Genomic DNA, 22,200 nt, shown 5'->3' with positions numbered 1-22,200 from the left:
GGGGCGCCATGACGACTGTCTTGTTGATGGGACCGCCGGGCGCGGGCAAGGGGACGCACGCGGGTCACCTGGCCGGACATCTCGGCGTGCCCGTCATCTCCACGGGTGACCTGTTCCGCCGCAACATCAAGGACGGCACCGAGCTCGGCCGGACCGCGCAGCGCTACCTCGACGCCGGGGAGTACGTGCCCGACGAGGTCACGAACGCCATGGTCCGCGACCGCCTCGCGGCCGCCGACGCCCGTCCGGGATTCGTCCTGGACGGGTATCCGCGCACGCTCGAGCAGGCCGGCGTCCTGGACGACATCCTCGGCGGGCAGGGCCGCTCACTCGATGCGGCCCTGGTGCTGCAGGTCGAGCCCGACGCGCTCGTCGACCGGCTGCTCCGGCGCGCCGAGATCGAGCACCGCTCGGACGACACCGAGGACGTCATCCGCCGCCGCTTCGAGGTCTACCACGAGCAGACCGCTCCGCTGATCGAGTTCTACGCCGGCCGTGGCATCCACCACGAGGTCGAGGCCTCGGCCGACATCGACACGGTCCGCGCTCGCGTCTGGCAGGTCGCCGTACGCCTCAAGCCGGCCGCGTAGCCGTCCGTCGTCAGGCGCGCCAGGTCGGGGCCACCGTCTTGCGGTAGGAGCGGCCGAAGACGCCGGCGATCACGGCCAGGACCGGCTTCGGGACCGTGCCGGTGATGGCGGCGGACTCCGCCGGGGTGGCTCCGTCGAGCGCCCAGGCGAAGAAGGTTCCGCCCTGCGCCGGGCCGACCTTCGCGAACTCGCGACCCATCGCCTTCATCTCGGGCGAGCCCTCGTTGGCCAGGTAGACCGGTTCGATCTCGGCCTCCTCGTGCTCGAGGTGCTCGACAGTGACCCGTTGCAGCTCCTGGATCGCTGCGTGTGCGGCTGCGGCGTCCTCCGCGCTCGCCGTGCGTCGCAACGTACCCATCGCGGTCCGCGACGCCGCCAGCGCGGCCGCCATCGTGTCGTGCTCGGCGTCCAGCTGCGTCAGCAACTCCGGGCTGACGCCGAGTTTCTCCAGCGCCGGCCACGCGATCTCGTGCTCACCCTCGTGGTGCCGGGTGAGCTGACTGTCGAAGTTCTGCCAGGCCGTGGCCAGTTGCACGGCCCGCGTGCGGTCCCCGGCCGGGAACCGTTCCAGTGCGTCCAGGAACCGATCCAGATCCCGCCGGACAGCGGCATGGATCGCCTTGTTCATGCTCATCTCCCCCATGGGTGGGAGTATCCGTCCCGGGAACAACTGTTGACCAGAGCAAGTTGGTGCTGAATATGCATGGTGAGTACAAGGTCCCGGGCGGGAAGCTCGTCGTCGCCGACCTGGACGTCGTCGACGACCACGTCCGGAACGCGCAGATCTCCGGTGACTTCTTCCTGGAGCCCGACGACGCGCTGGAACGGATCAACGGAGCCCTGGCCGGTCTGCAGGTGGCCACGTCCGCGGCCCAGATCGCGGCCCGGGTGCGCGGCGCGCTCGGCGACGGCGTCGAGATGCTCGGGTTCTCACCCGAGGCCGTCGCGGTCGCGGTCCGGCGGGCGGTGACCGGCGCGACCGGCTGGCGCGACCACGAGTGGGAGTTCGTGCACGACGTACCGCGGGATCCGGCATTGCAGATGGCGCTCGACGAGGTGCTGACCGAAGAGGTCGGGTCGGGGCAGCGGCCGCCGACGTTGCGGGTCTGGGAATGGGCGTCGAACGCGGTCATCATCGGCAGCTTCCAGTCGCTGCGCAACGAGGTCGACCTGGGCGGTGCGGCCCGCCACGACGTCACCGTCGTCCGGCGGATCAGCGGCGGCGGCGCGATGTTCGTGGAGCCGGGCAACACGATCACGTACTCGCTGTACGTGCCGGAGTCGCTCGTGTCCGGCCTGTCGTTCGTCGAGTCGTACGCGTTCCTCGACGACTGGGTCATTGGCGCGCTCAACGATCTCGGCATCGCGGCGACGTACCAGCCGATCAACGACATCACCTCGCCGGCGGGCAAGATCGCCGGTGCCGCGCAGAAACGGTTCGCCGGCGGCGCGGTGCTGCACCACGTGACGATGGCCTACGACATGGACGCCGGCAAGATGCTCGAGGTCCTGCGGATCGGGCGCGAGAAGCTGTCCGACAAGGGCACCACGAGCGCGAACAAGCGCGTCGACCCGCTGCGCAGCCAGACCGGTCTCGACCGTACGGACGTGATCTCGCGGATGGTCGGCACGTTCCGGAACCGCTACGGGCTGGCGGACGGCGTGATCTCGGCCGGCACCGTCGCGCAGGCCGAGGAGCGGGTCGGCGCCAAGTTCGGCACCGAGGAGTGGCTCACTCGGGTGCCGTGATCGGTACGGCGTTGCCGCTCACCCGCACGCGGTTGTCGTCCGGGCGGAGCTCGACCGTGATGAGGCTCGGCCGCCCGAGATCCGCGCCCTGGTGCAGGGTGATCGTCGGCCGCGACTCACCGAGCTCCCGCAGGTAGGCGCCGAAGGCGGCCGCGGCGGCGCCGGTCGCCGGGTCCTCGACCACACCGCCCACCGGGAACGGGTCGCGCACGTGGAAGACGGCCGGCGATTCCCGCCAGACGAGCTGCAGCGTGGTCAGGTCGCGGTCGAGCATGTACGCGAGCAGGCGGTCGAAGTCGTAGTCCAGGTCGGCCAGTCGTTGCCTGGTCGCCGTACTGAGCACGAGATGCCGCGCCCCGGCGTACGCGATCCGCGGCGGCAGGGCAGGGTCGAGGTCGTCGGGTGACCAGCGCAGGATGTCGAGCACGTCGCCGAGCTCGCCGGCCGGCTCGACGTACGGCTCGACGCTGGTGAGTGTGGCGCGCAGGTTGTCGTCGACCGTCACCGGGACTTCACCGGCCTGCGTCGCGAAGACGATCTCGCCGGGGCCGGTCCGCTCCGCCAGCGCGACGGCGGTCGCAACGGTCGCGTGACCGCAGAACGGGACCTCGGCCTTGGGGGAGAAGTACCGGACCGGGCGGATGTCGCCCTCGCCGGTGAGGAATGCAGTTTCGGAGTACCCGACCTCGGCCGCGATCGCCTGCATCGCAGCGTCGTCGAGCCCACCCGCGTCGAGCACCACACCGGCCGGATTTCCACCGGCCGGGTCGGACGTGAAAGCCGCGTAGCGGAGAACAGTCGCCATACGCCTCATCCAATCACCCTGCGCGCGAAGATACGGCGCGGCGCCGACAATTGGCGGTATGGAGATCGGGTACGTCATCTTGTACGTCGAGGACCTGGACGTGTCCGTGCGGTTCTACCGCGACGTGGCCGGGCTGGCGTACAAGTTCACGGACGCGGGGTACGCCGAGTTCGACGCCGGCGGGGTGCGTTTCGCGTTGTACGAGCGCCGGCGGGCGGAGTGGTTGACCGGGCGGGCGGTGACGCCGGGCGCGGGCGGGGAAGTGGTGGTGCCGGTGGAGGACGTCGACGCGTACGCCGAGCGGCTGCGGGCGGCCGGCGTACCGGTGCTGAGCGGGCCGGCGGACCGTCCGTGGGGACACCGGACGGTCCACGTCGCCGACCCGGACGGGTTCGTCGTGGAGTTCGCGGAGGAGATCCCGCGGACCCGGGGGCGGCTCTAGGTCAGCGGTCGATCAGCGGTAGTGACGCCTGCGGGACATGCCGCTGATGAGGATGATCCAGAACATGCCCCAGAGGAGCCAGGGCGCGGTGAGCGCGACCGACGTGACCACCAGGCCGATCATCAGGAACGGCACCAGCATCAGGAACGGCGGCGGCGGACCGGTACGACGGCGGAGGGCCGCCGGAGGTTGCGCGACCTGCAGCTCCGTCGACGCCGGCAGGTCGTCGAACAGCGGCTCGAGGTCATCGGCGTACCGTGCCTGCGTCACCACCTCGCTCCGCTCCTCGAACTCGGCCTGGGTCAACCGGCCGGCCACGAAGTGCTCGCTCAGCATCGAGACGGCGCGGTCCCGCTCGGCGTCACCGATGCGCACCCGCTTCACGTCGCTCCGCGGCCGCTCCGGGGTCTGCGCACCTGACGCGTCGGCGCGGCCGGCGTCGTCCCAGCGTGCTTCGCGGCCGGCATTATCCGAGGCGTCGTCGGGGCGGTCGGTGTTCCAGGCGGCGGCTCGCCACTCGCCGCTCCAACCGCGGCCGTGCCAGTCTCCGCCCCAGCCGTGCTGCTGCGGACGACCGCCCGGCTCACCGAACCAGCCCTGCCCGTTCCAGACCTGTCCGTCCCAGCCTTGGCCTCGCCGGCGTGGCCGGCCGCCGGGACCGCCTCGCCGGGGGCGGTCCCGATCGGCGGAGCTCATGAACGGTCCTGCTCGTTGCCGTCGTCGTCCTCGGCGAGGATGCCGTACAGCTTCCGGCGCAGGTCGGCGACCGCCTCGCGGGCCCTCGCCTGCTGCTCCGGCGTACCGCTCGCCAGGATCTGCCACATCGCCGTCGCGACCTGCCCGAACAGCGGCTTGAACCCGTTCTCGTCGTCACCCGACGGAGCGCTCATCGCCTCCCACGGCGCGGACACCTCGTCCTGGTGCTCGGCGACATACGTGCGGCCCTCGTCGGTCAGCCGGAACGTCCGCCGCCCGACCTCCGCGTCCGCGGTCACCAGGCCCTCGTCCTCGAGCTGCTGCAGCGTCGGGTAGATCGAGCCCGGGCTCGGCTTCCACACGCCGCCGCTGCGCTCGGCGATCTCCTGGATGATCCCGTAGCCGTTCATCGGCTGCTCCGCGAGCACGGCGAGGATGGCCGCCCGGACGTCGCCGCGGCGCGCCTTCGGTCCACGCCAGCGCGGCGGCGGTCCCCACGGCGGCCCGAACATCTGCCCGCCGCCGCCGAACATGCCCCACGGCGGCCCGAAGTTCTGCTGATGCCCCCGGTGCCCCTGGTGCCCGCGGTGACCGCTCATCGCCGCGCGCAACTCGTCCAAGATGTCGTCGAAGGTTGAACAGTGCCGCGCGAACTGCGCCCAAGGCCAGCCCGCGGCGTACGCCGATCCGGTCATCTGGACCACCCGTCCCTCACGAAAAGTGATTGCGATAGTTCGACGATATATCGCGAACCATCGCAACCCAAGGGACTCATCCGTTGAACTTGAGGTCCTTCGCGGCCGCGGTCACGACGACCGAGTTGTCCACGACGCGGATCCCGGTCAGCTGGGCGCCGAACGGCAGCTCGGGCAGCGTGATACCGGTCGCGAGCTGGCTGCGGATCGCGTCCTGGACGTACGACGGGATCGAGTCCGACATCTGGCCGAGCGCCAGTGCGACCCGGCCGTCCGTGACCTGCGGCGTGATCGGTACGTCAAGGTTGAAGCCGCGGATCGAAGCCTTCGCGTGCAGCCTGCCGTCGACGACGGCCAGCGACAGCCCTTCGAGCCCCGTACTGCGAACGGCGAGCCGGGCCAACTCGCGCGGCGAGAGCTGCAGTTGCAGATCTGTCGTGTCGATCGTCACCGCGCCGGACTGCTGGGTCAGCAGCGATCGCGGCACGTGCACGTTCTGCAGCTCGACCTTCAGGTCCTCGCCGGGCACTCCCGAGAACGTCGGCTTCTCCATCGTCAGCGTGACCTTGGAGAAGTCCTCCTTGGCCAGCTGCGGCAAGAACCCGAACCCGCCGATCTTCACCGACGTGCCGGCCGAGCGTACGTCGTACTGCTTGGCCTCCTTCTCGGCCATCGACGCGAGCTGGTTCTCCGCCACGTACGCGGCGGCGCGATCGACGACGATCGCCAAGACCGCCAGCACCACCAGCGTGACGACGAGCCGGCGGAACCACCGGCTTGGTCTCCTGGAACTCATCACTGCCCTTCTCCGGTCGACGCGCACAGCCTAGGCCCTGTCTGGTGAGACTCCGGCCGGCGTCACCCGGTTGGCGCCGGCGCCGCTCCGGAAAAAACGATTGCCTCGAGGGGCACGGCTCGCGTTGGCTGGACGGCATGGCTGAACTGCGTACCGATCGCCTCGTCCTGCGCCGATGGCGAGACTCCGACCTCGAACCATGGGCGGCGATGAATGCCGATCCCGAGGTCCGTGAGCACCTGGGCGACCTCCTGACCCGCGAACAGAGCGATGCCTCGGTGGCAGCGTTCCAGGCCGAGTTCGACCAGCGAGGCTACGGCTGGTGGGCCGTCGAGGTGCAGGCCACGAGCGAGTTCATCGGTTTCGCGGGCCTGGACCGGGTGGACGACGACATGCCGTTCACCGGAGTGGAGATCGGCTGGCGGCTCGCCCGATCGGCCTGGGGCCACGGCTACGCCACCGAGGCCGCGCTGGCGGTGCTGACGTACGGCTTCGACGCTCTCGAACTCCCCGAGATCCTTGCCGTGACGACGGCTCTCAACCAGCGTTCCCAGGCGGTGATGCGCCGGATCGGCATGACCCGTGACCCTGCCGACGACTTCGACAACCCCACCGCACCCGAAGGTCCGCTGCGTCCGAACGTGCTGTACCGCATCGAGCGTGGTGCGACCGGACGCTGACGTTCTCCGCCGTACTAGCGCCGCAGTTCCTCGACGGATTCGCGGAGTGCGTCGTCGACCGGCGTCGGTTTGATGCCGAAGGCAACAGTCGCGGCGGTCGAGTCGAGGACGAACGGGCGCCGCCACTGGTACTGCGTCTCGACCAGTGCGCGCGCTGCCGGGTTGAACAGTCCGGCCAGACGCAACGCGGTCACCGGCATCGCGGCGATCCGCGCGGGCGGTGCGCCGGCCAGGTCGGCCGCGCGGGCCGCGAGGGCCCGGACCGACACCGGCTCCGCGCTCGGCACGTGCCACGCGCGACCCCACGCGCGCTCGTCGTCGCCGACCGCGATCAACGTGCGCGCGACGTCTCCGACGTACGTCCAGGTGTGCGGCGCGTCCAGATCGGCCGGTACGGACGCCCGCTTGCCGGCGACCACCTTGGGCAGCACCATCACGCTGAACGTCGTGAGCGCACCGGCGCCCAGATAGTCCGAGCCCCGCACCTCCGCGGTCCGGATCCGCCCGGAGCGATGCGCCTCGAGGGCGTCGGTCCACAGTTTGGCCCGCACCTGTCCCTTGATCGAGTTCGGACGCAGCGGCATGTCCTCGGTCATCGGCCGGTCCACGGCGCCGTACCCATAGAGGTTTCCGGTCGTGACGAGGACGGCCCCGCTCGCTTCGGCCGCCTTGACCAGCGCCGCTCCGAGCGGGGGCCAGTCGGTCGGCCAGCGGTGGTACGGCGGGCCGGCGCACGAGTAGATCGTCGACGCGCCCTCGGCGTACCGGGCCAGCACATCGGCATCCGTCGCGTCCGCCGCGATCCGCTCGACGCCCTCCGGGCCGCTGCCGGAGCGGGTGATGACGCGGACCTGGTCGCCCCGCTCGGCGAGCAGGCGTGCCGTGGCCGTGCCGACCGGTCCGGCGCCGACGACGATCTGCAGAGACATGAGACCCCTCCGGGTGGAGAACACTGTTCTCGGAACAGTTCACTGCACTGCGACGGTCTTGTCAAGAACAGTGTTCTCGTTACGCATCAGCGTTCTCGATCTGTGCCAGACTGGGGCCATGTCAGCACCGTCGCTCCGCGCCCGCGTCCGATCGGAGATGAGTCAGGAGATCAAGGCGGTCGCCCGTCGGCACCTTGCGACCGACGGCGCCAACCTGTCGCTGCGCGCGGTGGCCCGCGACCTCGACATCGTCGCCTCGGCGCTCTACCGGTACTTCCCGAGCCGCGATGCGCTCCTCACTGCGCTGATCATCGACGCCTACGACGACCTCGCCGATGCCGCGGGCGCCGCCGAGTCCGCCGTACCGCGCGACGACCTCCGCGGGCGGTGGCTCGCCGTGTGCCGCGGCGTCCGTGACTGGGCACTCGCGCATCCGGCCGAGTACGGCCTGATCTACGGCAGCCCTGTGCCCGGGTACGCGGCGCCACCGGACACCGTCGAGCCGGCGACCAAGGTGATCCTGGTGCTGGCGGCGATCGTCGCCGACGCCGATCCGCCGTCGGCCGGCCTGCCCTCGGCGCTCCACGACGATCTGCATCGCCTCATCGCGGGCCGCGGCGGCACCATGCCCGAGGATCAGCTCGACCGCGTGCTGGTCGCCTGGACGCACTTGTACGGCGTCCTCAACTTCGAGGTGTTCGGCCGCCTCGACGGCATGATCGAAGCCCGCTCCGGCTACTTCGACCACCACATGCGCCTGATGGCCGATCTGGCCGGTCTCCCCGAATGACAGCGGGGCGGGACCATGTCCCGCCCCGCTGCCTGGGTTGACGTCAGGAGGTGGCCGCCAGGGCGTTCACCATTCCGGCGCCGTAGAAGGTCGTGCTGGACGGTCCGCCGGTGCACTGGCGGACGTCATCGGCCGGCCAGTTGGCCGGGCAGGCGGTCGGTGTCGCAGTGCGGCGGATCTGCGCCGCCACGGCACCTGGGCTCCAGTTCGGGTGCAGCTCACGGATCAGCGCCGCCACACCGGCTACGTGCGGCGAGGCCATCGACGTACCGCTGATCCAGACCCAGCGATTTCCGCTGGCGTCCTCGACTCCGCGTCCCGCGGCGGCCAGGGCCTCCCACTGACCGGTTCCGTCGGTGCTCGACCAGCCGGCGAGGATCCGGCCGTACGTCGTACCCGGGGTCTGGGCCGCGTCGCCACCTGGTGCGGTGACGTCGACGGTCGGACCGCCGGTGTTGGAGTAGCTGGCAAGCGTGCTCACGCCGGACGCCGATACCGCAACCACGCCGGGGAGTTCAGCCGGCGCGACACGGCAGTTGTTGTGCACGATGCGCTCGACTGCCGCGTCCGGCGGCCAGTCCGGGCTGATGACGTCGGTCGTCGGGTGCCCGAGGTCCTGCGCCTCGTTGCCGGCCGCTGCCACGATCACGACACCGCGCTGCTGTGCGTACCGCGACGCGCTCTGCAGGTCCTGCAGGAGCGCCCGCTGCTCGGCGTCGTTGCCGCAGAAGTACAGCCACGGGTCGGCGAACAGGCTCAGGTTGACGACGTCGAGACGCTGGTCACCGGCGTACCGGAGCGCGGCCGCGACCGAGTCGGCGAAGCAGTAGCCCGCGATCGTGCAGGCCTTGATCGCGACGATCGTCGCGTTGGGGGCCACCCCGGCGATGCCGACACCGTTGAGGCGTCCGGCGATGGTAGTGGCCACGTGCGTGCCGTGGCCCTGCAGATCCTGTACGGCGGCCTTGTTGGCGCAGTTACCGTTCGCGATCTCCTGCGGGTCGGCCGTCGGCGTGGTCGAGAAGATGAACGAGCAGGACCGAGCGACGTCCAGATGCCCGGTCAGGTCGGGGTGAGTCAGATCGACGCCACCGTCGATCACCCCGACGTTGACGCCGGCGCCGGTCGCGTTGGCGTACGACGCCGAACCGACCCCGATCCGCCGCATGTCCCACTGACAGGCAGACAACGGCTCGGGACCCTGCGCGACACCGAAGAACGCAGCGCAGTTGGCTGACGCCTGTGCCGGCGTCAGAGCGCCCGGGGTGGCGGCCGCGGCTGGAGTGATCAACCCCACCATCAGCGCGAGCACAGCCCCCACGAGCAGCACGAACTTTCTCATTCCGAATCCCCTTCCCCCAAGGCGGTGCGGTGGCACCGCCCGATCGATGCCTCATAATCGGTCGGCACCTGTGGTCGCGCAACGACTCGGCGATGATGGGCAACAGGTACCGCCGTTGCTAGGGGGGCTCGCCACTATGTTTCTGCTTCAGATGTCAGGCGTTCCGGGCTCCGGGAAATCCACCGTCGCCGCGCACGTCGTCGCCACCCACGGCGCGGTCGCCGTCGACTACGACGTCCTCAAGAGCGCCGTCCTCGACGCGGGCTTCGACCTCACCAGCAGCACCAAGGCCGCGTACGAAACCATGTACGGGCTGGCGCGGCATCTGCTCGCCCAGGGGCACAACGTCGTCATGGACAGTCCTTGCTTCTGGCCCCGAATCCTCGACGAGGGCATGGCCATGGCGGCTTCGCAGGGCGCGGTTTACAAGTACATCGAGTGCCGGATCACCGATCTGCAACTGATCGACCAACGCCTCCGCCAACGCCCCCGCCTGAGAAGCCACCGCCCGGCTGTGAACGACGCACCCGCGGACGTCGGCACTGAGGCGTCGGACGGCGAGACCCTCTTCCGGCAATGGCTGGATCGCGCCGAACGTCCCGCAACCAGCTACCTCCAACTGGACATGCACCGCCCATTGCGGGAAGTCCTGCCCGAGGTCGACGCCTACCTGAAGACCTAGCTCCTCCCGCAGGCCGCACCGCGGAGCGCATCGCGTGACCCCGGCATGGTTTCGCCTCGGCCGCTCAGCTGTTGGTCGTCAGCTGGTGCTGGGTGTGGAGTTTGGTGAGCCAGGCGGCGAAGGCGCGAAGGTCTTCGACATTCGTCTGGGGGATGTGGAGTTTGCGGCCGCGCGTGGAAATGATGGTCAGGTAAGGCGCGGCGAGGCCGCTGTTGGGTGTGACGAGGGTGGTGCCCTCGAACTCGGCCCACGGGATCTGCCGCCACCAGGCGGACCGGATGCCGGTGGCGCTGACGGTCACTCGCGGGTGCCCGAGGAGGAACAGGACGGCGAGCGCGATACAGGCGGCGAAGAGTACGGCGAGGAGCGCCACCCGGACCGTGAACCACGTGCCGCGGCTGTCGAGGTCCCGGACGACCGAAAGGATCGGGATGCCGGCCAGCGTCAGCACGACGACCAGCCCGCCGAACGCCAGCGCCCGCCGAACCGCAAAGACCACCCGGCCGGAACGATGCCACTCGGCGTCCCAGGCGTCGATGTCCTGATTCCCCATCACCATGTGCCGATCCCCTCCGCGCGCAACTGTACTGACAGGCGTCCGCGACCCTGGCAGCCGGATGAACGACCAGGCTGGTGCTAGGCGCTCTTGACCGATGGGGATGGTGCGGGCGGGGATGCGGGGGCAGGTGCTCTGCCGTGGCGCCAGGAGAGGATGACCCAGAGGATTCCGACGGCTCCGACGATGGCCAGGGAACCGTCGTACACCCCTTGGAAGACCCACATCTCTCCTTGTGTCGGGAGCCCCTCCCAGTAGGTTCCGTCCGGCCAGTCCGCGATCCATCCGTGCCCGGTGAGTCCTTGAGACAGCCAGATGGACCAGCCGTTCGATGCGTCCCAGGTTCCGTGGAGTGCCGCCACGCCCAGCAGCGTCCACAGGACCCGCGGGGTGATGCGGAACCCGCCCTTGGGCGGAGCGGCAGCGGCGAACAGAGCACCGCCGAGCAGCGCGGACCACGTCAGGTGGCCGAACGGGGCGAGCATGGCTCGCGACACCTCGGTTTGCAGAATGCTCAGCTCGGGGTGGGCGTCCGTGTGCTGGACGTACGCGTAGAAGGCGTAGCCCGTACTTTCGAAGGCGGCGAAGCCTGCGCCCACCGTGGCGCCCAGGACCATACCCCCGTGCACCGTGCGTTCGCGGACCCGCCAGGCGACCGCCACGAGCACAGCACCCTTGGAGACTTCCTCGATCAAGCCGACGCCGAAGAACCCGAGCGCGTTACCCACCGGCCCTGCACCGGTCGGCAGCAGATAGATCTCCGTCACGGCCGACACGACCACTCCGACCGTCCCCGCGGCGAGAAACCCCAGCAGGATCACGTTGCTGGTCAGGTGACAGTCGTCCAGACGAGCCAGCGCGAACACCACGACCGTGACCGGCACCAGGAAGCTCCCGATCAGGAACAGTGTCGGAACCAGGATGTCGTCCTGGGTGATCGCCGTGACACCGGCTGCCAGTATCCAGACCAGCACGCCGGCCAGCAGAACCACGAGCCATGCATGCTTTCGCGCGGCAACAGGGAACCCGACAGATCGATCGGACACAAACCAACCCTGCCACTCGACCGGCCGCACAGCCTCCCCCAGCGAGGGTGAATGTCGCCCGAGTCGCCATGAGTTCGGCTGTCGGTTCGGGTAGCGGCTCCGCCTGCATTCGGCCCGCCGCAATCATCCGGTCGGGATGAGTGCACCGCCCTCCGCCATCGGCACGATGGTGACGATCGACGCGGGAGGGATGTGCCGTGGCATGAGCGAGCAGGCCAGCGCACGTGGATGGCGCTGGTCGAGCGTTTGTGCGGTGATCGCGCTGGCTGCGCTGGTGACCTCGTGTACGTCGTCTCCGAAGGCCAAGCAGACGTCGGACAACGGCTCGCCGAACCCGGCGGTGCATCTGGTCGCGGCCGCGCCGGGAGTGGTGACGTTCTATCTGGCCTTGCCGTACAACGCGAACTCGTTGACCGATGCCGCAACCAAGGCCGCCAGCCCTGGCCCCGAGTACCGCCACTTCGTCCCACTCGCGCGGGCCGGTGGCCAGTACGGCGCCACCGACAAGGACATCTCCACGGTCGGCGATGCGGTGACCGGCCTGGGCCTCGGCTTCGCCGTTGACCCGACACGGCTGTTCGCCCGGGTGTTCGGTACGCCGGCACAGTGGCAGAAGGCGCTCGGGTCGCCGCTCGGGCAGCAGGCCGGATCAGCGAGCAACCCGTTCGTCACCTACTCCCTGCCGGATGAGGTCCCGGACCAGTTGCAGTCGAGCGGAACGACTCTCTTGGTCGGCGATGCCGATGTCTACGACGCTGCGAGCGATGGATCTCGTCCCTCCTCGATCAACAGCCCGGACGCTACGAAGCCGGGCGCAGAGGCCTGGCCGGTAGACACCGGCAGCCCACTCACTGCGTCGTGCCAGAACCCGCTGCTGACGGCGAAACAGGTCTACACACCCGCCCAGATCCTTGACGCCTACGGGATCGACCAGTTGACCGCACGAGCGAAGGGAACTCCCGTGGTGACCGTGATCGACCTGGGCGGAGGCTGGTCCGACCAGGATTTGGCCCTCGCCGGCCAGTGCTGGGGATACGCACCGCCGGCAGTCGCGCAGTCGCAAGGCGACGGCGTACCGACCCGGATCACCAATGTCGACGACGAGACGTCCTTGGACTTACAGACCGTCGCGGCCGTCGTACCGGGAGGTCAGCTGCGACTTGTCCAGACGACGAACGGCGACGCCGCCTTCCTGGACGGCTTCAGCCGGGCGATCGCCGACCCGAAAGGGCAACCCGACGTCCTCACGGTCTCGTACGGCGGGTGCGCGATCGCCGAGCAGGACGCCGATCCCGGCTACGTCAAGGTCGTCGACTCCGTCCTCGCGATGGCCGCGCTCACCGGCGTGGCGACCCTGATCGCAGCAGGTGACTCCGGTTCGACCACCTGTGGCGCCGCGGTGGCGGGGACCACCATGTCGTACCCGGCCGTCTCGCCGTTCGTCACCGCGGTCGGCGGCACGCGACTGGTGCTCGGGCAGGGCAATGAGCGCACCGGCGAAGTGGTCTGGAACGACAGCGTGTACGGCGGCCAGGGGGCCGGCGGTGGTGGTACGAGCCGCACCCAGTCCAAACCGTGGTACCAGAGCAAAGTCAACCCCGGACCGATGCGCACCGTCCCCGACGGCGCGGCGCTGGCGGACATGAGCCCGGGCTGGCCCGTGGTACTCGACGGCGCCCTGCAAACCGTAGGCGGAACCAGCGGAGCCACTCCGTTCACCGCCGCCGCACTCGCTCTGGTCAGCGCCAACGAGCGCGCCGCCGGACGACCACCCATCGGATTGGCCAACGGCTGGTTCTACTCGGTCGAAGGTCAGTCCGGAACGTTCTACGACGTCACCGAAGGCAACAATGACCTGGAGTCGGTCGGCTGCTGCCAGGCCGCCCCCGGCTACGACCGGGCAAGCGGCCTCGGAGTACCTCACTGGGCGACGCTGCCTGCCACGGTGCCAGCGGTCGGCTGAGCGATCCGGCGCCGAATGCAGGAATCCGTAGACAGAGTGGTAGGCGGCGATGAGAGCCCGTGGAGGAAGATGATCCCAGCTATCGTGCCCGCCAGCGGCCAGGTGACCCCGAAAGCGCCCGTCGGCTCGACGGCGGCGAACAGGGCGCCGCCGAAGATCGCCGTCCAGTTGCCGGCGCCGGGTTCCGCGAAGGAACCTCTGTTCAGAGGCGCAGGAGTGAGTCGCCCACAACTTGCGTCGCCAGCAGTTCGCACCATGGATGGCCGTACTTGAACGCAAGCGCCGGAGGCTGACTCCCGGCACGAAGCGTCTGACCTGCACGTTTCTATGGTGCCCCGGCAGGATTAGGAAACCGACGCACCCGACCGACACGCGTCCCTGCCCGTGCCGCAGTGGACTGAACTGGGCTTGTGGTCGAGGCTGCAGCCAGCAGCCCGGTCCGGCCAGATGCAGGCCCAGTATTAGTTGGGCACCGGACCTGCAGATCACAGCTGGGTGGGTCGGCCGGGTTCGAGCCACGTGACGAGGTGCCGGACGCCGGCGGCGCGGTCGAGCGTGGTGCGGACATGGTTCGTCGGTTCGCTGAAGTGTGACCAGCCGTCGTAGTGGACCGGTACCGCCAACCGTGGTCCGAGGAGGGCTAGGAGCGACGCCGCGTCGCGGCTGTTCATGGAGTAGCGGAGCGGACCGGTGATGGGAAATCGGACGTTGCCCAGGTGCATGAGGACTATGTCGACGTCGAGTTGGCGGGCGAGTCGGCGGATCGGTCGATGCAGGACTGTGTCGCCTGTCATCCATACCGACACGGTGGAGGCGTGTCCGAGGGTCAGGGCGAATCCGATGACTGGACCTGTCACGGGTCTGCTCAGAGCTGGGCCGTGGCGGCAGGGCGTGGCTTGGATGGAGAGGTGTTCCTTCCCGGCCGCGTCCAGCGAGGTGGTCTCGCCGGTGCCCAGGCCGCGGACGTTGGAGGCGGCGAGCCGCCGAGCGCCTGGCCTGGTGGTGAGCACAGTGCCTGCAGCGGTGAGCAGGTCGCGGCCGCGGTCGTCGAGGTTGTCGGCATGGTGGTCGTGGCTCAGCAGGACGACGTCGACGGGCCCGATCTCGTCTGGCTGGAGTGCAGGGCCTGCGGTCTTGATGGAGGATGTGCCCCAGCCGAACTTGTACTTGCGTCCTGGTGGGTCGAATGTGGGGTCGGTGAGTATCCGCCATCCGCCGAGCTCGAGGAGGACGGTAGGCCCGCCCAGGTGCGTCATCTGAACCATGGACGGGCCGTCCGATCTATTGTTGGTTGTCGGTCAGGAGGTGGCGGTGCGGCCGGACACGACTTGCGCGTGCTCGAGTGCCCAGGTGAGCGCGTGGTCGGCCACGGCCTCCCAGCCCGGGCCGCCGCAGGTCCAGTGGTCGCGGCCCTTGAACTCGTGGTACTCGGTGAGGGCAGGGGACTTCTTGTAGTGGTTGGCGTTCGACTTGTTCACCGACGGCGGCATGATGTGGTCGTTCTCGCCGGCGATGAACAGCAGCGGAGCGCGGTCGGCGGAGTAGTCGAGCCAGGTGTCTTGGTGGCCCGGTTTGAAGTTGGCCAACAGGCCGAACTCCCATACCCAGTTGCCCGGCGCGGGGATGTGGTAGCGGTCCCAGACCGCCTTGGACTCCTCCTCGCTGAGGGTGTTGGTGAAGGCATAGTGGAACTCCTCGGGGGTGAAGCCCACGGCCTTGTGTCGGTTGGCCGGGTTCTTCAGCGCGGGGAACAGGGACTTGGCCTGGGACAGCGGGCTCACGCGTACGCCCTCGGTCGGGGCGGAGTCGACGACGACGCCAGCGGAGCCGAGGCCGCGGGCCAGCAGCAACTGGGTGAGGGTTCCGCCGAAGGAGTGGCCGATGATGATCGGCGGAGTCTCGATCTTCTCGATCACGGTGGCGAGGTGGTCGAGGGTCTCGGGCACGGTCAGGTTCGCGATGATGTCGGGGCTGGTGCGCAGGCCTTCCACTTCGATGTCGAAGCCGGGGTATCCGGGTGTCAGGACGGTGAAGCCCTTGGCCTGGTAGTGCTGGACCCAGTTTTCCCAGCTGCGGGGCGTCATCCACAGGCCGTGCACGAGGACGACGGTGTCGGGACGGCGGTTGTCGCTCATGATGTTTCCCTTCCGGTCAGACGTCGATGAACTCGAGCAGATCGGCGTGCAGCCGGTCGCGGTCGGTGTCGGGCAGTGCGTGGCCGCTGCCTCCGTAGACCTTGAGTACGGCGCCGTCGATCATCTCGGCGGATCGCTTGCCGCCGACCTCGAACGGCACGATCTGATCGTCGTCGCCGTGGATGACCAGGGTCGGTACGTCGACTTTCTCCAGATCGGGGCGGAAGTCGGTGGCCGAGAATGCGGCGATGCACTCGTAGGCGCCCCGGTGGCCACAGGCCATGCTTTGCAGCCAGAACGCGTCCCGGAAGCCCTGGTCGACGTCCTGCTTGCGGTTGTGCCCGAAGAACGGGCCGTCGGCAAGGTTGCGGTACAGCTGTGACCGGTCGGCGGCCTCCCCGGCCCGGATCTCGTCGAACACCTCGATGGGGAGTCCTTCGGGATTGTCGTCGGTGCGCAGCATGAGTGGCGGCACGGCGGACACGAGGACGAGCCGGGAGACGCGGCTGCTGCCGTGGCGGCCGAGGTAGTGGACGATCTCGCCGCCGCCGGTGGAGTGCCCGACAAGGGTGAGGCCGTGCAGGTCCAGGGTGTCGATGAGGCAGGCCAGGTCGTCGGCGTAGGTGTCCATCTCGTTGCCGTTCCAGGTCTGGCTCGAGCGCCCGTGGCCGCGGCGGTCGTGGGCGATGACGCGGTGCCCGTGTTCGGCGAGGAAGCGGGCTCCGGCTTCCCAAGCGTCGGAGTTCAACGGCCAGCCGTGGCTGAGGATCACCGGGGAGCCACCGGCTCCCCAGTCCTTGTAGAAGATCTCGGCGCCGTCATCGGCGGTGATGTAAGGCATGGGTCCTCCTTGACCGAGGTTTTCCCCGAGCCTGCACCGGTACGGGTAGGCGCGGACCACGTGAAGCACGTAGTCCTGACGATGTGCCGGCCGTCAGGATGGCGGGTGGATCCGGTCGGCGAGCTGCCGACGGGAGGAGACTCCGAGCTTTTGGAAGACCTTGCGCAGGTGGTAGTCGACGGTGTTGACGCTGAGGAACATGGTGGCGCCGATCTCGGCGTTGGTGTTGCCGGCCGCGGCGAGCCGCGCGACTGTCAGCTGCTGGGCGGTGAGGTCGAACGGACCGGGTTCTCCGGCCGCGGGCGCGTGCTCTCCGATGGCCTCCAGTTCGTTGCGAGCGCGTTGCGCGAACCCGGGCGCCTCGACGCGCTCGAAGATCTCCACGGCTAGACGCAGCTGTTCCCGCGCGTCACGGCGGCGCCGCGTACGGCGCAGCCATTCGCCGTACAGAAGATGGGTCCGGGCCAGCTCTATCTCGATGCCGGTCGGGGCGAGCGTGGCGACAGCCGCTTGGTAGTGAGGTTCGGCCCCGTGGTCGTCGACGAGCGCGCGCGACCGCTGCGCGAGACCAGCTGTCCATGGCGACCCGTTGGCCCGCGCCAACCCTTCCAGGTGCTGTACCAGGCCGGCTGCCTCCTCGAGATGTCCGCTGCGGACCGCGGCCTCGACGAGATCGGGGATCTCCAGCGGCGTGACCTGCAGGAAGGGGTCGTCCACGAGCGGTTTCAGGCGGTCGTACGCGTCGCCGTAGCAGCCTTCGGCAAGGTCTCGGACGGCGAGGGCTGCGACCCCGGAGGCGTGCACGCCGCCAAAACCCATCGCGCTCGCGCCCTCGGCGATCATTTCGATTTGGGGTCGGGGCGCCCCGGTCCAAGCCAGCAAGGCGACGTTGACCACGTGTTCGGCGTCGTAGCCGATGGCGCGGCGCAGCTCACGAACCTGCTCGATGTACTGGCCTGCTCGTTGCGGAGTTCCACCCTTCAGCTCGGCCAGGGACATGATCCAGAGCGCGGTGTCGAGCAGTTGCAGCGAGCCGGCGTCGCGAGCGGCCACGGCCGTGCGCTCGAGGCAGTCGCGTCGCGCAGCTGCGTCCCACAGGGCCGTGGTAAGGGCGACGCTGATCGAGCCATACTGCAACAGGGACTCTGGGCCCAGCTGGGCGATGGCGTCCACGGCAGTCCGCATGATCGGGACCGCCTCGTCGTAGGGCAGCAGGATGTGAGCGCTGAGGGCGCGCAGGATGGTCGCGGCAATGCCATCGCGGAGCTCGGCGCCCTTCCGCATGCGGGCGCCGAGCTCGGTGAGAGTCGCGCCTTGAGCGAGGCGTTCGGCCGGCAACGTGTACTCGAACGCCTTGATGAGGGCGTTTTGCTCCAGTGTGGCGTCGTGGCCACGGAACAACTCGGCAGCGGCCAGCATATTCGCGCCCGCGTTCATCAGCGCCGGGTCCGCGGTGAAGATGGCGATGCTGGCACGGGCTGAGATCAGTCGGCCCCGCGAGACCGCGTCCAAGGCATCATCGTCCACCTCGTCGAGCAGGCTCTTGGCCAACTGTGCCGCGCCCGCGGCCAGGGCCGCCTCGGCGGCGGCAACCAGCCGCGCGTACTTGCGACCTCCCTGTGGCGTCAGCGCGGAGGCCTGGGCCAGCACGCTGGCGCGGGACGAGAAGCCACCGCGCCGCCCCGCCAGGTCGGCGACGCGTTCCAGCCGATCCGCCACGGCAGGGTCGGTGCCCAGCGTGGCCTTGGCGGCGTGCCAGGCTTCCAGCTCGACCAGGCCTAGCCGACCGGCTGCCACCGAGAGCGCACCGTGGACGCGCCGCCGCTGTCCTCCCTGGGCGGCGTTGTATGCCGCCGACCGCACCAGCGGGTGCCGGAACCGCGTTGACGGCGAGAGCTCCACCAGACCGGCGGCCTCGGCCGCCTCACCAGCGCTGTCCGGCACGTCGAGTTCCTGACCAGCTGCGCGGATCAGGTCGACGTTCCCGGTGGAGTCGGCTGCTGCGATCAGTAACCACTGCTGCAGATCAGGAGCGAGGTGGCGGATGCGGCGCACATAGAACGCTTCGAGGTGGCGTCCGACCGGAAACGGCTCGTCGGCGAAACTGGATTCGGTCAGCTGTTTGATGCTGAGCTCGTTGGCCAGGTCGATCAGCGCGAGCGGGTTACCACCCGACGCCGCAGCGATCTGTGCTGCCGCCGCCGGATCGATGACTTCGGGCAGGGAGGACATCAGCAGCCTGATCGCCGATTCGGGAGCGAGTCCAGCGAGGCTGAGGGTGGGGATCCCGGCCATCTGCGCCACGCGATCGGCATCGTCGCGGCCGGCGAAAATGATTGCGGCCGACTCCGCCTCGAGTCGTCTGGCAACGAATGCCAGCACGTCCAGCGACTCGGAATCCAGCAGGTGCGCGTCGTCAATCGCGCACACGACCGGCTCTACCTCGCCCGCGGCTGCCAGCATCCCCAGCACGCCCAACCCGACCAGGAACCGGTCCGGTGGCGGGCCGTCGGCTACCCCTGCCGCCACCTGCAGCGCCTGTTGGTGGCGGCCCGGAAGCACGGGCAAGTACGCACGCAGCGGGATCATCAAGCGTTGCAGGGCGGCGAACGGGATTGTGGACTCCGCTTCGTAGCCATCAACCCGCAGCTGCCGCATACCGGTCGCACCCGCCAGAGCGGCTTGCAGCAGCGAGGTCTTTCCTATCCCTGGCTCGCCGGACACAAGCAGCGCACCACCGCGCCCATTTCGCGCGTGCCCAAGCAGAATACGGACCTGTCGCTGCTCAGCATCCCGCCCGAGCAGACCCCCCTCTACTCCCATGACTGCTGACCCTAAACCGGCCGCGTCAGACCCACCAGCGATAACTACTACGCGTCTCACGTGGTCCGGGCCAACCGGAGGTCGATCCAGGATGCGTTCACTGGTACCGACCCAAGGAGAGCATCATGAAGCTCCGAGCACCACGCCGTCTGCATGTGCTGGCTACAGCGCTGGCCGCAGGTCTCGTCGGGATCCTTCTGCTGACCGGGTCCCTTCTCAACGCCACCGCCTCCCCGAGCACGCAGCAGGCCAAGTCCCCGCAGGCGCGCGCCGCAGCCCTACACTCCGTGGCAAAGCCCACCATCGTCTTCGTACATGGCGCATTCGCCGACTCCAGCGGCTGGAACGCAGTTGCCGGCCGCCTGCTCGAGGCTGGTTACCCGGTCCTCGCGTTCTCGAACCCACTGCGCGGACCTCTCGCCGACGGCGCGTATCTCCGCGACTTCCTGGCCACCATCGAGGGGCCGGTCGTGCTGGTTGGCCACTCCTACGGAGGCGCCGTCATCACGAACGCGGCCACCGGCAACCCGAACGTCAAGTCCCTCGTGTATGTCGCCGCCTACGCCCCAGACGAGGGAGAGAGCGTCGCCGCCGCCAACACGTTGGGGGGCGGGCACACCGAGGTCACCGACCACCTCGTGCTCCGACCCTTCCCTGGAGCCGCTGAAGGAGACGCCGACGCCTACATCGACCCGGCCCATTTTCACCGGCTCTTCGCCCAAGACCTGTCACAGGAAGCTACCCGAGTCATGGCCGCAACTCAGCGTCCCGGCGCACTGGCCGCGCTCGTGACGCCCTCCGGGCCACCGGCCTGGAAGACCATCCCCAGCTGGTACCTCGTAGCCAATCAAGACCGCATCATCCCGCCCGAGGCGGAGCGAGCGATGGCGGCCCGGGCCGGCTCGACCGTCGTACAGATCAACAGCTCACATGTCGCGATGATGAGCCACCCCGGCGACGTGGTGAGGCTCATACGGGCCGCCGCCAGAGGCTGACCAGCGACCCTGCACGGGCCGACGCCCAGCCGCCCCGCACACGCGGGGCGCCTGGGGTGTCGATCACACGGTCGGCTACTTGGCGCACGGTCTGCCCCGCTCGATCGATCCCGACAGCGGTGTCACACTGTGAGTTCCGGCATGGTAGGCGATGCCAAAGTGAAATCCGCGCACAAGCACTGGTGCCCCCGGCAGTGTTGTGGTTCAACACATACCGGACGGGTGTCTCACGACATACCGGACTGATGTCTCAAGACATCGGAGACAGATCGTGCACGCTCGGGCATGTCGAAGGCCCGGTTGGTGATCACCGCGATCACGGTGGAGAAGCGTGCGGTGGCGGAGGTGGTCGCGGAGTACGGTGTGGCGCGGTCGTGGGTGTATGAGTTGCTGGCGCGGTGGCGGGCCGAGGGTGAGGCGGCGTTCGAGCCCCGGTCGCGGCGTCCGAAGACCTCGCCGCGGGCGACTCCGGCCGCGACGGTGGAGCTCGTGCTGGCGCTGCGCAAGCAGCTGGCCGAGCAGGGTTTGGACGCGGGCGCGGACACGGTCGGGTGGCACCTGCAGCACCACCACGAGACCACGTTGTCGCGGGCGACGATCCACCGGATCCTGACCCGGGCCGGCGCCGTCGTTCCCGATCCCGGGAAGCGGCCCAGGTCGTCGTACCTGCGATTCGCCGCCGAGCAGCCCAACGAGTGCTGGCAGTCCGACTTCACCCACTACCAGCTGGCCGGCGCCGGCAATTCAGCTGGCCGCGGCGTGGAGATCATCAGCTGGCTGGACGACCACTCCCGCTACGCCCTCAGCGTCACCGCCCACCCGCGGATCACCGGCCCGATCGTGGTCGCGTCGTTCCGGGAGACCGTTGTGCAATATGGGATCCCGGCCTCCACGCTCACCGACAACGGGATGGTCTACACGACGAGATTGTCCGGCGGGAAAGGCGGCCGCAACGGCCTCGAGACCGAACTGCGCCGCCTGAACATCATCCAGAAGAACTCCCGCCCCAACCACCCCACCACCTGCGGCAAGGTCGAGCGGTTCCAGCAGACGATGAAGAAGTGGCTGCGCGCCCAGCCGGTCCAGCCAGCCACAGTCGCTGAGCTGCAGGCGCTGCTCGACGTCTTCGTCGACGAGTACAACCAGCGCCGCCCGCACCGGTCGCTGCCGCACCGAGCCACTCCCGCGGCCGCCTACACCGCCCGGCCGAAAGCCAGCCCCAGCGGCGACCGGACCGGCGAGGTCCACCACCGGGTCCGCACCGACCGGATCGACCACACCGGCGTGGTCACCCTCAGGGTCAACGGCCGGCTCCACCACATCGGCATCGGACGAACCCACGCCCGAACCCACGTCTTGATCCTCGTCCACGACCTCCAGATCCGCGTCGTCGACGCCGCCACCGGCGAACTCCTCCGCGAACTGGTCCTCGACCCAGACCGCGACTACCAGCCCACCGGCAGACCACCCGGACCCATCCCCAAAAGAACCAGGTGAACCCACGAATCGTGGGTTCACCTGTCCGGTATGTCTTGAGACATCACATGGTGCCCCCGGCAGGATTCGAACCTGCGACGCACGGTTTAGGAAACCGACGCTCTATCCCCTGAGCTACGGGGGCGCACGCGGGGACAGCTTAGCGGAG

At 69.1% G+C, this 22,200-nt stretch carries 22 protein-coding genes and 1 tRNA gene; 9 read left to right on the top strand and 14 right to left on the bottom strand.

Going from position 1 to position 22,200, the window contains the following annotated elements:
* Positions 1-8: 8 nt before the first annotated feature.
* Positions 9-590 carry an adenylate kinase gene (locus AB0I12_RS09650; RefSeq protein WP_359927030.1) on the top strand — a complete coding sequence of 194 codons (582 nt, stop codon included), beginning with the start codon at positions 9-11 and terminating at the stop codon, positions 588-590.
* A 10-nt stretch (positions 591-600) separates the two neighbouring features.
* On the opposite strand, the gene AB0I12_RS09645 is transcribed toward AB0I12_RS09650, so the two are convergent.
* A complete protein-coding gene (locus AB0I12_RS09645) occupies positions 601-1,233 on the bottom strand; it encodes a hemerythrin domain-containing protein (RefSeq protein ID WP_359927027.1) in 633 nt (210 codons plus the stop codon).
* A 56-nt stretch (positions 1,234-1,289) separates the two neighbouring features.
* Between AB0I12_RS09645 and AB0I12_RS09640 the strand changes: the two genes are divergently transcribed.
* Positions 1,290-2,339 carry a lipoate--protein ligase family protein gene (locus tag AB0I12_RS09640; protein WP_359927025.1) on the top strand — a complete coding sequence of 350 codons (1,050 nt, stop codon included), beginning with the start codon at positions 1,290-1,292 and terminating at the stop codon, positions 2,337-2,339.
* Here the strand turns inward: AB0I12_RS09640 and AB0I12_RS09635 are convergent.
* Positions 2,323-3,144 (bottom strand): PhzF family phenazine biosynthesis isomerase, encoded by an 822-nt coding sequence (locus AB0I12_RS09635; RefSeq protein WP_359927022.1) that lies wholly within the window; start codon positions 3,142-3,144, stop codon positions 2,323-2,325. The genes AB0I12_RS09640 and AB0I12_RS09635 overlap by 17 nt on opposite strands.
* Positions 3,145-3,202: 58 nt before the next feature.
* On the opposite strand from AB0I12_RS09635, the gene AB0I12_RS09630 reads away from it, so the two are divergent.
* Positions 3,203-3,586 (top strand): VOC family protein, encoded by a 384-nt coding sequence (locus AB0I12_RS09630; RefSeq protein WP_359927019.1) that lies wholly within the window; start codon positions 3,203-3,205, stop codon positions 3,584-3,586.
* Between the two features lie 12 nt (positions 3,587-3,598).
* On the opposite strand, the gene AB0I12_RS09625 is transcribed toward AB0I12_RS09630, so the two are convergent.
* The 3 genes from AB0I12_RS09625 to AB0I12_RS09615 all read right to left on the bottom strand — a co-directional run bounded on the left by AB0I12_RS09625 (position 3,599) and on the right by AB0I12_RS09615 (position 5,773).
* The gene (locus tag AB0I12_RS09625) at positions 3,599-4,282 is read right to left on the bottom strand and encodes a DUF1707 domain-containing protein (protein ID WP_359927018.1); all 684 of its coding nucleotides are present in this window, start codon (positions 4,280-4,282) and stop codon (positions 3,599-3,601) included.
* Positions 4,279-4,977, bottom strand: coding sequence for a PadR family transcriptional regulator (locus tag AB0I12_RS09620; protein ID WP_359927016.1), 699 nt, complete (start codon positions 4,975-4,977; stop codon positions 4,279-4,281). The genes AB0I12_RS09625 and AB0I12_RS09620 overlap by 4 nt, the downstream gene beginning before the upstream one ends.
* A 76-nt stretch (positions 4,978-5,053) precedes the next feature.
* Entirely contained in the window at positions 5,054-5,773 is a 720-nt protein-coding gene (locus AB0I12_RS09615; RefSeq protein ID WP_359927014.1) for a DUF2993 domain-containing protein, read from the bottom strand.
* Between the two features lie 137 nt (positions 5,774-5,910).
* On the opposite strand from AB0I12_RS09615, the gene AB0I12_RS09610 reads away from it, so the two are divergent.
* Positions 5,911-6,453: a GNAT family N-acetyltransferase gene (locus AB0I12_RS09610; protein WP_359927011.1), complete on the top strand. Its 543-nt coding sequence runs from the start codon at positions 5,911-5,913 to the stop codon at positions 6,451-6,453.
* A gap of 14 nt (positions 6,454-6,467) precedes the next feature.
* Here AB0I12_RS09610 and AB0I12_RS09605 read toward each other — a convergent pair whose 3' ends face one another.
* Positions 6,468-7,382 carry an NAD-dependent epimerase/dehydratase family protein gene (locus AB0I12_RS09605; RefSeq protein WP_359927009.1) on the bottom strand — a complete coding sequence of 305 codons (915 nt, stop codon included), beginning with the start codon at positions 7,380-7,382 and terminating at the stop codon, positions 6,468-6,470.
* Between the two features lie 118 nt (positions 7,383-7,500).
* On the opposite strand from AB0I12_RS09605, the gene AB0I12_RS09600 reads away from it, so the two are divergent.
* Positions 7,501-8,172 carry a TetR/AcrR family transcriptional regulator gene (locus AB0I12_RS09600; protein ID WP_359927007.1) on the top strand — a complete coding sequence of 224 codons (672 nt, stop codon included), beginning with the start codon at positions 7,501-7,503 and terminating at the stop codon, positions 8,170-8,172.
* 43 nt (positions 8,173-8,215) lie between these two features.
* On the opposite strand, the gene AB0I12_RS09595 is transcribed toward AB0I12_RS09600, so the two are convergent.
* Positions 8,216-9,514, bottom strand: a complete 1,299-nt coding sequence (locus AB0I12_RS09595) for a S8 family serine peptidase (RefSeq protein WP_359927005.1) — start codon at positions 9,512-9,514, stop codon at positions 8,216-8,218.
* Between the two features lie 151 nt (positions 9,515-9,665).
* On the opposite strand from AB0I12_RS09595, the gene AB0I12_RS09590 reads away from it, so the two are divergent.
* Complete coding sequence (locus AB0I12_RS09590; protein WP_359927003.1) at positions 9,666-10,196, top strand: AAA family ATPase; 531 nt, start codon at positions 9,666-9,668, stop codon at positions 10,194-10,196.
* Positions 10,197-10,260: 64 nt separating this feature from the next.
* Here the strand turns inward: AB0I12_RS09590 and AB0I12_RS09585 are convergent, their stop codons facing one another.
* Both AB0I12_RS09585 and AB0I12_RS09580 read right to left on the bottom strand, forming a co-directional pair.
* On the bottom strand, positions 10,261-10,755 hold the full coding sequence (locus tag AB0I12_RS09585; protein ID WP_359927001.1) for a hypothetical protein: 495 nt from the start codon (positions 10,753-10,755) through the stop codon (positions 10,261-10,263).
* A gap of 77 nt (positions 10,756-10,832) precedes the next feature.
* Complete coding sequence (locus AB0I12_RS09580; protein ID WP_359926999.1) at positions 10,833-11,798, bottom strand: PrsW family glutamic-type intramembrane protease; 966 nt, start codon at positions 11,796-11,798, stop codon at positions 10,833-10,835.
* Between the two features lie 136 nt (positions 11,799-11,934).
* On the opposite strand from AB0I12_RS09580, the gene AB0I12_RS09575 reads away from it, so the two are divergent.
* A complete protein-coding gene (locus tag AB0I12_RS09575; RefSeq protein ID WP_359926996.1) occupies positions 11,935-13,761 on the top strand; it encodes a S53 family peptidase in 1,827 nt (608 codons plus the stop codon).
* Positions 13,762-14,246: 485 nt separating this feature from the next.
* Here the strand turns inward: AB0I12_RS09575 and AB0I12_RS09570 are convergent, their stop codons facing one another.
* From AB0I12_RS09570 to AB0I12_RS09555, 4 genes are all read right to left on the bottom strand, one after another.
* Positions 14,247-15,017: an MBL fold metallo-hydrolase gene (locus AB0I12_RS09570; RefSeq protein ID WP_359926994.1), complete on the bottom strand. Its 771-nt coding sequence runs from the start codon at positions 15,015-15,017 to the stop codon at positions 14,247-14,249.
* A 42-nt stretch (positions 15,018-15,059) separates the two neighbouring features.
* Complete coding sequence (locus AB0I12_RS09565; RefSeq protein WP_359926992.1) at positions 15,060-15,896, bottom strand: alpha/beta hydrolase; 837 nt, start codon at positions 15,894-15,896, stop codon at positions 15,060-15,062.
* 16 nt (positions 15,897-15,912) lie between these two features.
* Positions 15,913-16,737 carry an alpha/beta hydrolase gene (locus AB0I12_RS09560; RefSeq protein ID WP_359926989.1) on the bottom strand — a complete coding sequence of 275 codons (825 nt, stop codon included), beginning with the start codon at positions 16,735-16,737 and terminating at the stop codon, positions 15,913-15,915.
* 93 nt (positions 16,738-16,830) lie between these two features.
* Positions 16,831-19,560: an AAA family ATPase gene (locus tag AB0I12_RS09555; protein ID WP_359926987.1), complete on the bottom strand. Its 2,730-nt coding sequence runs from the start codon at positions 19,558-19,560 to the stop codon at positions 16,831-16,833.
* A gap of 125 nt (positions 19,561-19,685) precedes the next feature.
* On the opposite strand from AB0I12_RS09555, the gene AB0I12_RS09550 reads away from it, so the two are divergent.
* Both AB0I12_RS09550 and AB0I12_RS09545 read left to right on the top strand, forming a co-directional pair.
* On the top strand, positions 19,686-20,555 hold the full coding sequence (locus tag AB0I12_RS09550; RefSeq protein ID WP_359926984.1) for an alpha/beta hydrolase: 870 nt from the start codon (positions 19,686-19,688) through the stop codon (positions 20,553-20,555).
* Between the two features lie 285 nt (positions 20,556-20,840).
* Positions 20,841-22,052, top strand: a complete 1,212-nt coding sequence (locus tag AB0I12_RS09545; RefSeq protein ID WP_359926981.1) for an IS481 family transposase — start codon at positions 20,841-20,843, stop codon at positions 22,050-22,052.
* Between the two features lie 48 nt (positions 22,053-22,100).
* Here the strand turns inward: AB0I12_RS09545 and AB0I12_RS09540 are convergent.
* Positions 22,101-22,176, bottom strand: a tRNA-Arg gene (locus AB0I12_RS09540).
* Between the last annotated feature and the right edge of the window lie 24 nt (positions 22,177-22,200).

The organism is Kribbella sp. NPDC050459 (assembly GCF_040655315.1).
Taxonomy (GTDB): domain Bacteria; phylum Actinomycetota; class Actinomycetes; order Propionibacteriales; family Kribbellaceae; genus Kribbella.
The sequence above is the reverse complement of the archived record's forward strand: the minus strand, read 5'-3'. Positions and strand labels throughout refer to the sequence as shown.

Excerpts from the sequence above, each read along its gene's own strand:
- AB0I12_RS09650 (WP_359927030.1), top strand. The coding sequence starts at position 9 with ATGACGACTGTCTTGTTGATGGGACCGCCGGGCGCGGGCAAGGGGACG.
- AB0I12_RS09645 (WP_359927027.1), bottom strand. The coding sequence starts at position 1,233 with ATGGGGGAGATGAGCATGAACAAGGCGATCCATGCCGCTGTCCGGCGG.
- AB0I12_RS09640 (WP_359927025.1), top strand. The coding sequence starts at position 1,290 with ATGCATGGTGAGTACAAGGTCCCGGGCGGGAAGCTCGTCGTCGCCGAC.
- AB0I12_RS09635 (WP_359927022.1), bottom strand. The coding sequence starts at position 3,144 with ATGGCGACTGTTCTCCGCTACGCGGCTTTCACGTCCGACCCGGCCGGT.
- AB0I12_RS09630 (WP_359927019.1), top strand. The coding sequence starts at position 3,203 with ATGGAGATCGGGTACGTCATCTTGTACGTCGAGGACCTGGACGTGTCC.
- AB0I12_RS09625 (WP_359927018.1), bottom strand. The coding sequence starts at position 4,282 with ATGAGCTCCGCCGATCGGGACCGCCCCCGGCGAGGCGGTCCCGGCGGC.
- AB0I12_RS09620 (WP_359927016.1), bottom strand. The coding sequence starts at position 4,977 with ATGACCGGATCGGCGTACGCCGCGGGCTGGCCTTGGGCGCAGTTCGCG.
- AB0I12_RS09615 (WP_359927014.1), bottom strand. The coding sequence starts at position 5,773 with ATGAGTTCCAGGAGACCAAGCCGGTGGTTCCGCCGGCTCGTCGTCACG.
- AB0I12_RS09610 (WP_359927011.1), top strand. The coding sequence starts at position 5,911 with ATGGCTGAACTGCGTACCGATCGCCTCGTCCTGCGCCGATGGCGAGAC.
- AB0I12_RS09605 (WP_359927009.1), bottom strand. The coding sequence starts at position 7,382 with ATGTCTCTGCAGATCGTCGTCGGCGCCGGACCGGTCGGCACGGCCACG.
- AB0I12_RS09600 (WP_359927007.1), top strand. The coding sequence starts at position 7,501 with ATGTCAGCACCGTCGCTCCGCGCCCGCGTCCGATCGGAGATGAGTCAG.
- AB0I12_RS09595 (WP_359927005.1), bottom strand. The coding sequence starts at position 9,514 with ATGAGAAAGTTCGTGCTGCTCGTGGGGGCTGTGCTCGCGCTGATGGTG.
- AB0I12_RS09590 (WP_359927003.1), top strand. The coding sequence starts at position 9,666 with ATGTCAGGCGTTCCGGGCTCCGGGAAATCCACCGTCGCCGCGCACGTC.
- AB0I12_RS09585 (WP_359927001.1), bottom strand. The coding sequence starts at position 10,755 with ATGGTGATGGGGAATCAGGACATCGACGCCTGGGACGCCGAGTGGCAT.
- AB0I12_RS09575 (WP_359926996.1), top strand. The coding sequence starts at position 11,935 with ATGAGTGCACCGCCCTCCGCCATCGGCACGATGGTGACGATCGACGCG.
- AB0I12_RS09570 (WP_359926994.1), bottom strand. The coding sequence starts at position 15,017 with ATGACGCACCTGGGCGGGCCTACCGTCCTCCTCGAGCTCGGCGGATGG.
- AB0I12_RS09565 (WP_359926992.1), bottom strand. The coding sequence starts at position 15,896 with ATGAGCGACAACCGCCGTCCCGACACCGTCGTCCTCGTGCACGGCCTG.
- AB0I12_RS09560 (WP_359926989.1), bottom strand. The coding sequence starts at position 16,737 with ATGCCTTACATCACCGCCGATGACGGCGCCGAGATCTTCTACAAGGAC.
- AB0I12_RS09555 (WP_359926987.1), bottom strand. The coding sequence starts at position 19,560 with ATGGGAGTAGAGGGGGGTCTGCTCGGGCGGGATGCTGAGCAGCGACAG.
- AB0I12_RS09550 (WP_359926984.1), top strand. The coding sequence starts at position 19,686 with ATGAAGCTCCGAGCACCACGCCGTCTGCATGTGCTGGCTACAGCGCTG.
- AB0I12_RS09545 (WP_359926981.1), top strand. The coding sequence starts at position 20,841 with ATGTCGAAGGCCCGGTTGGTGATCACCGCGATCACGGTGGAGAAGCGT.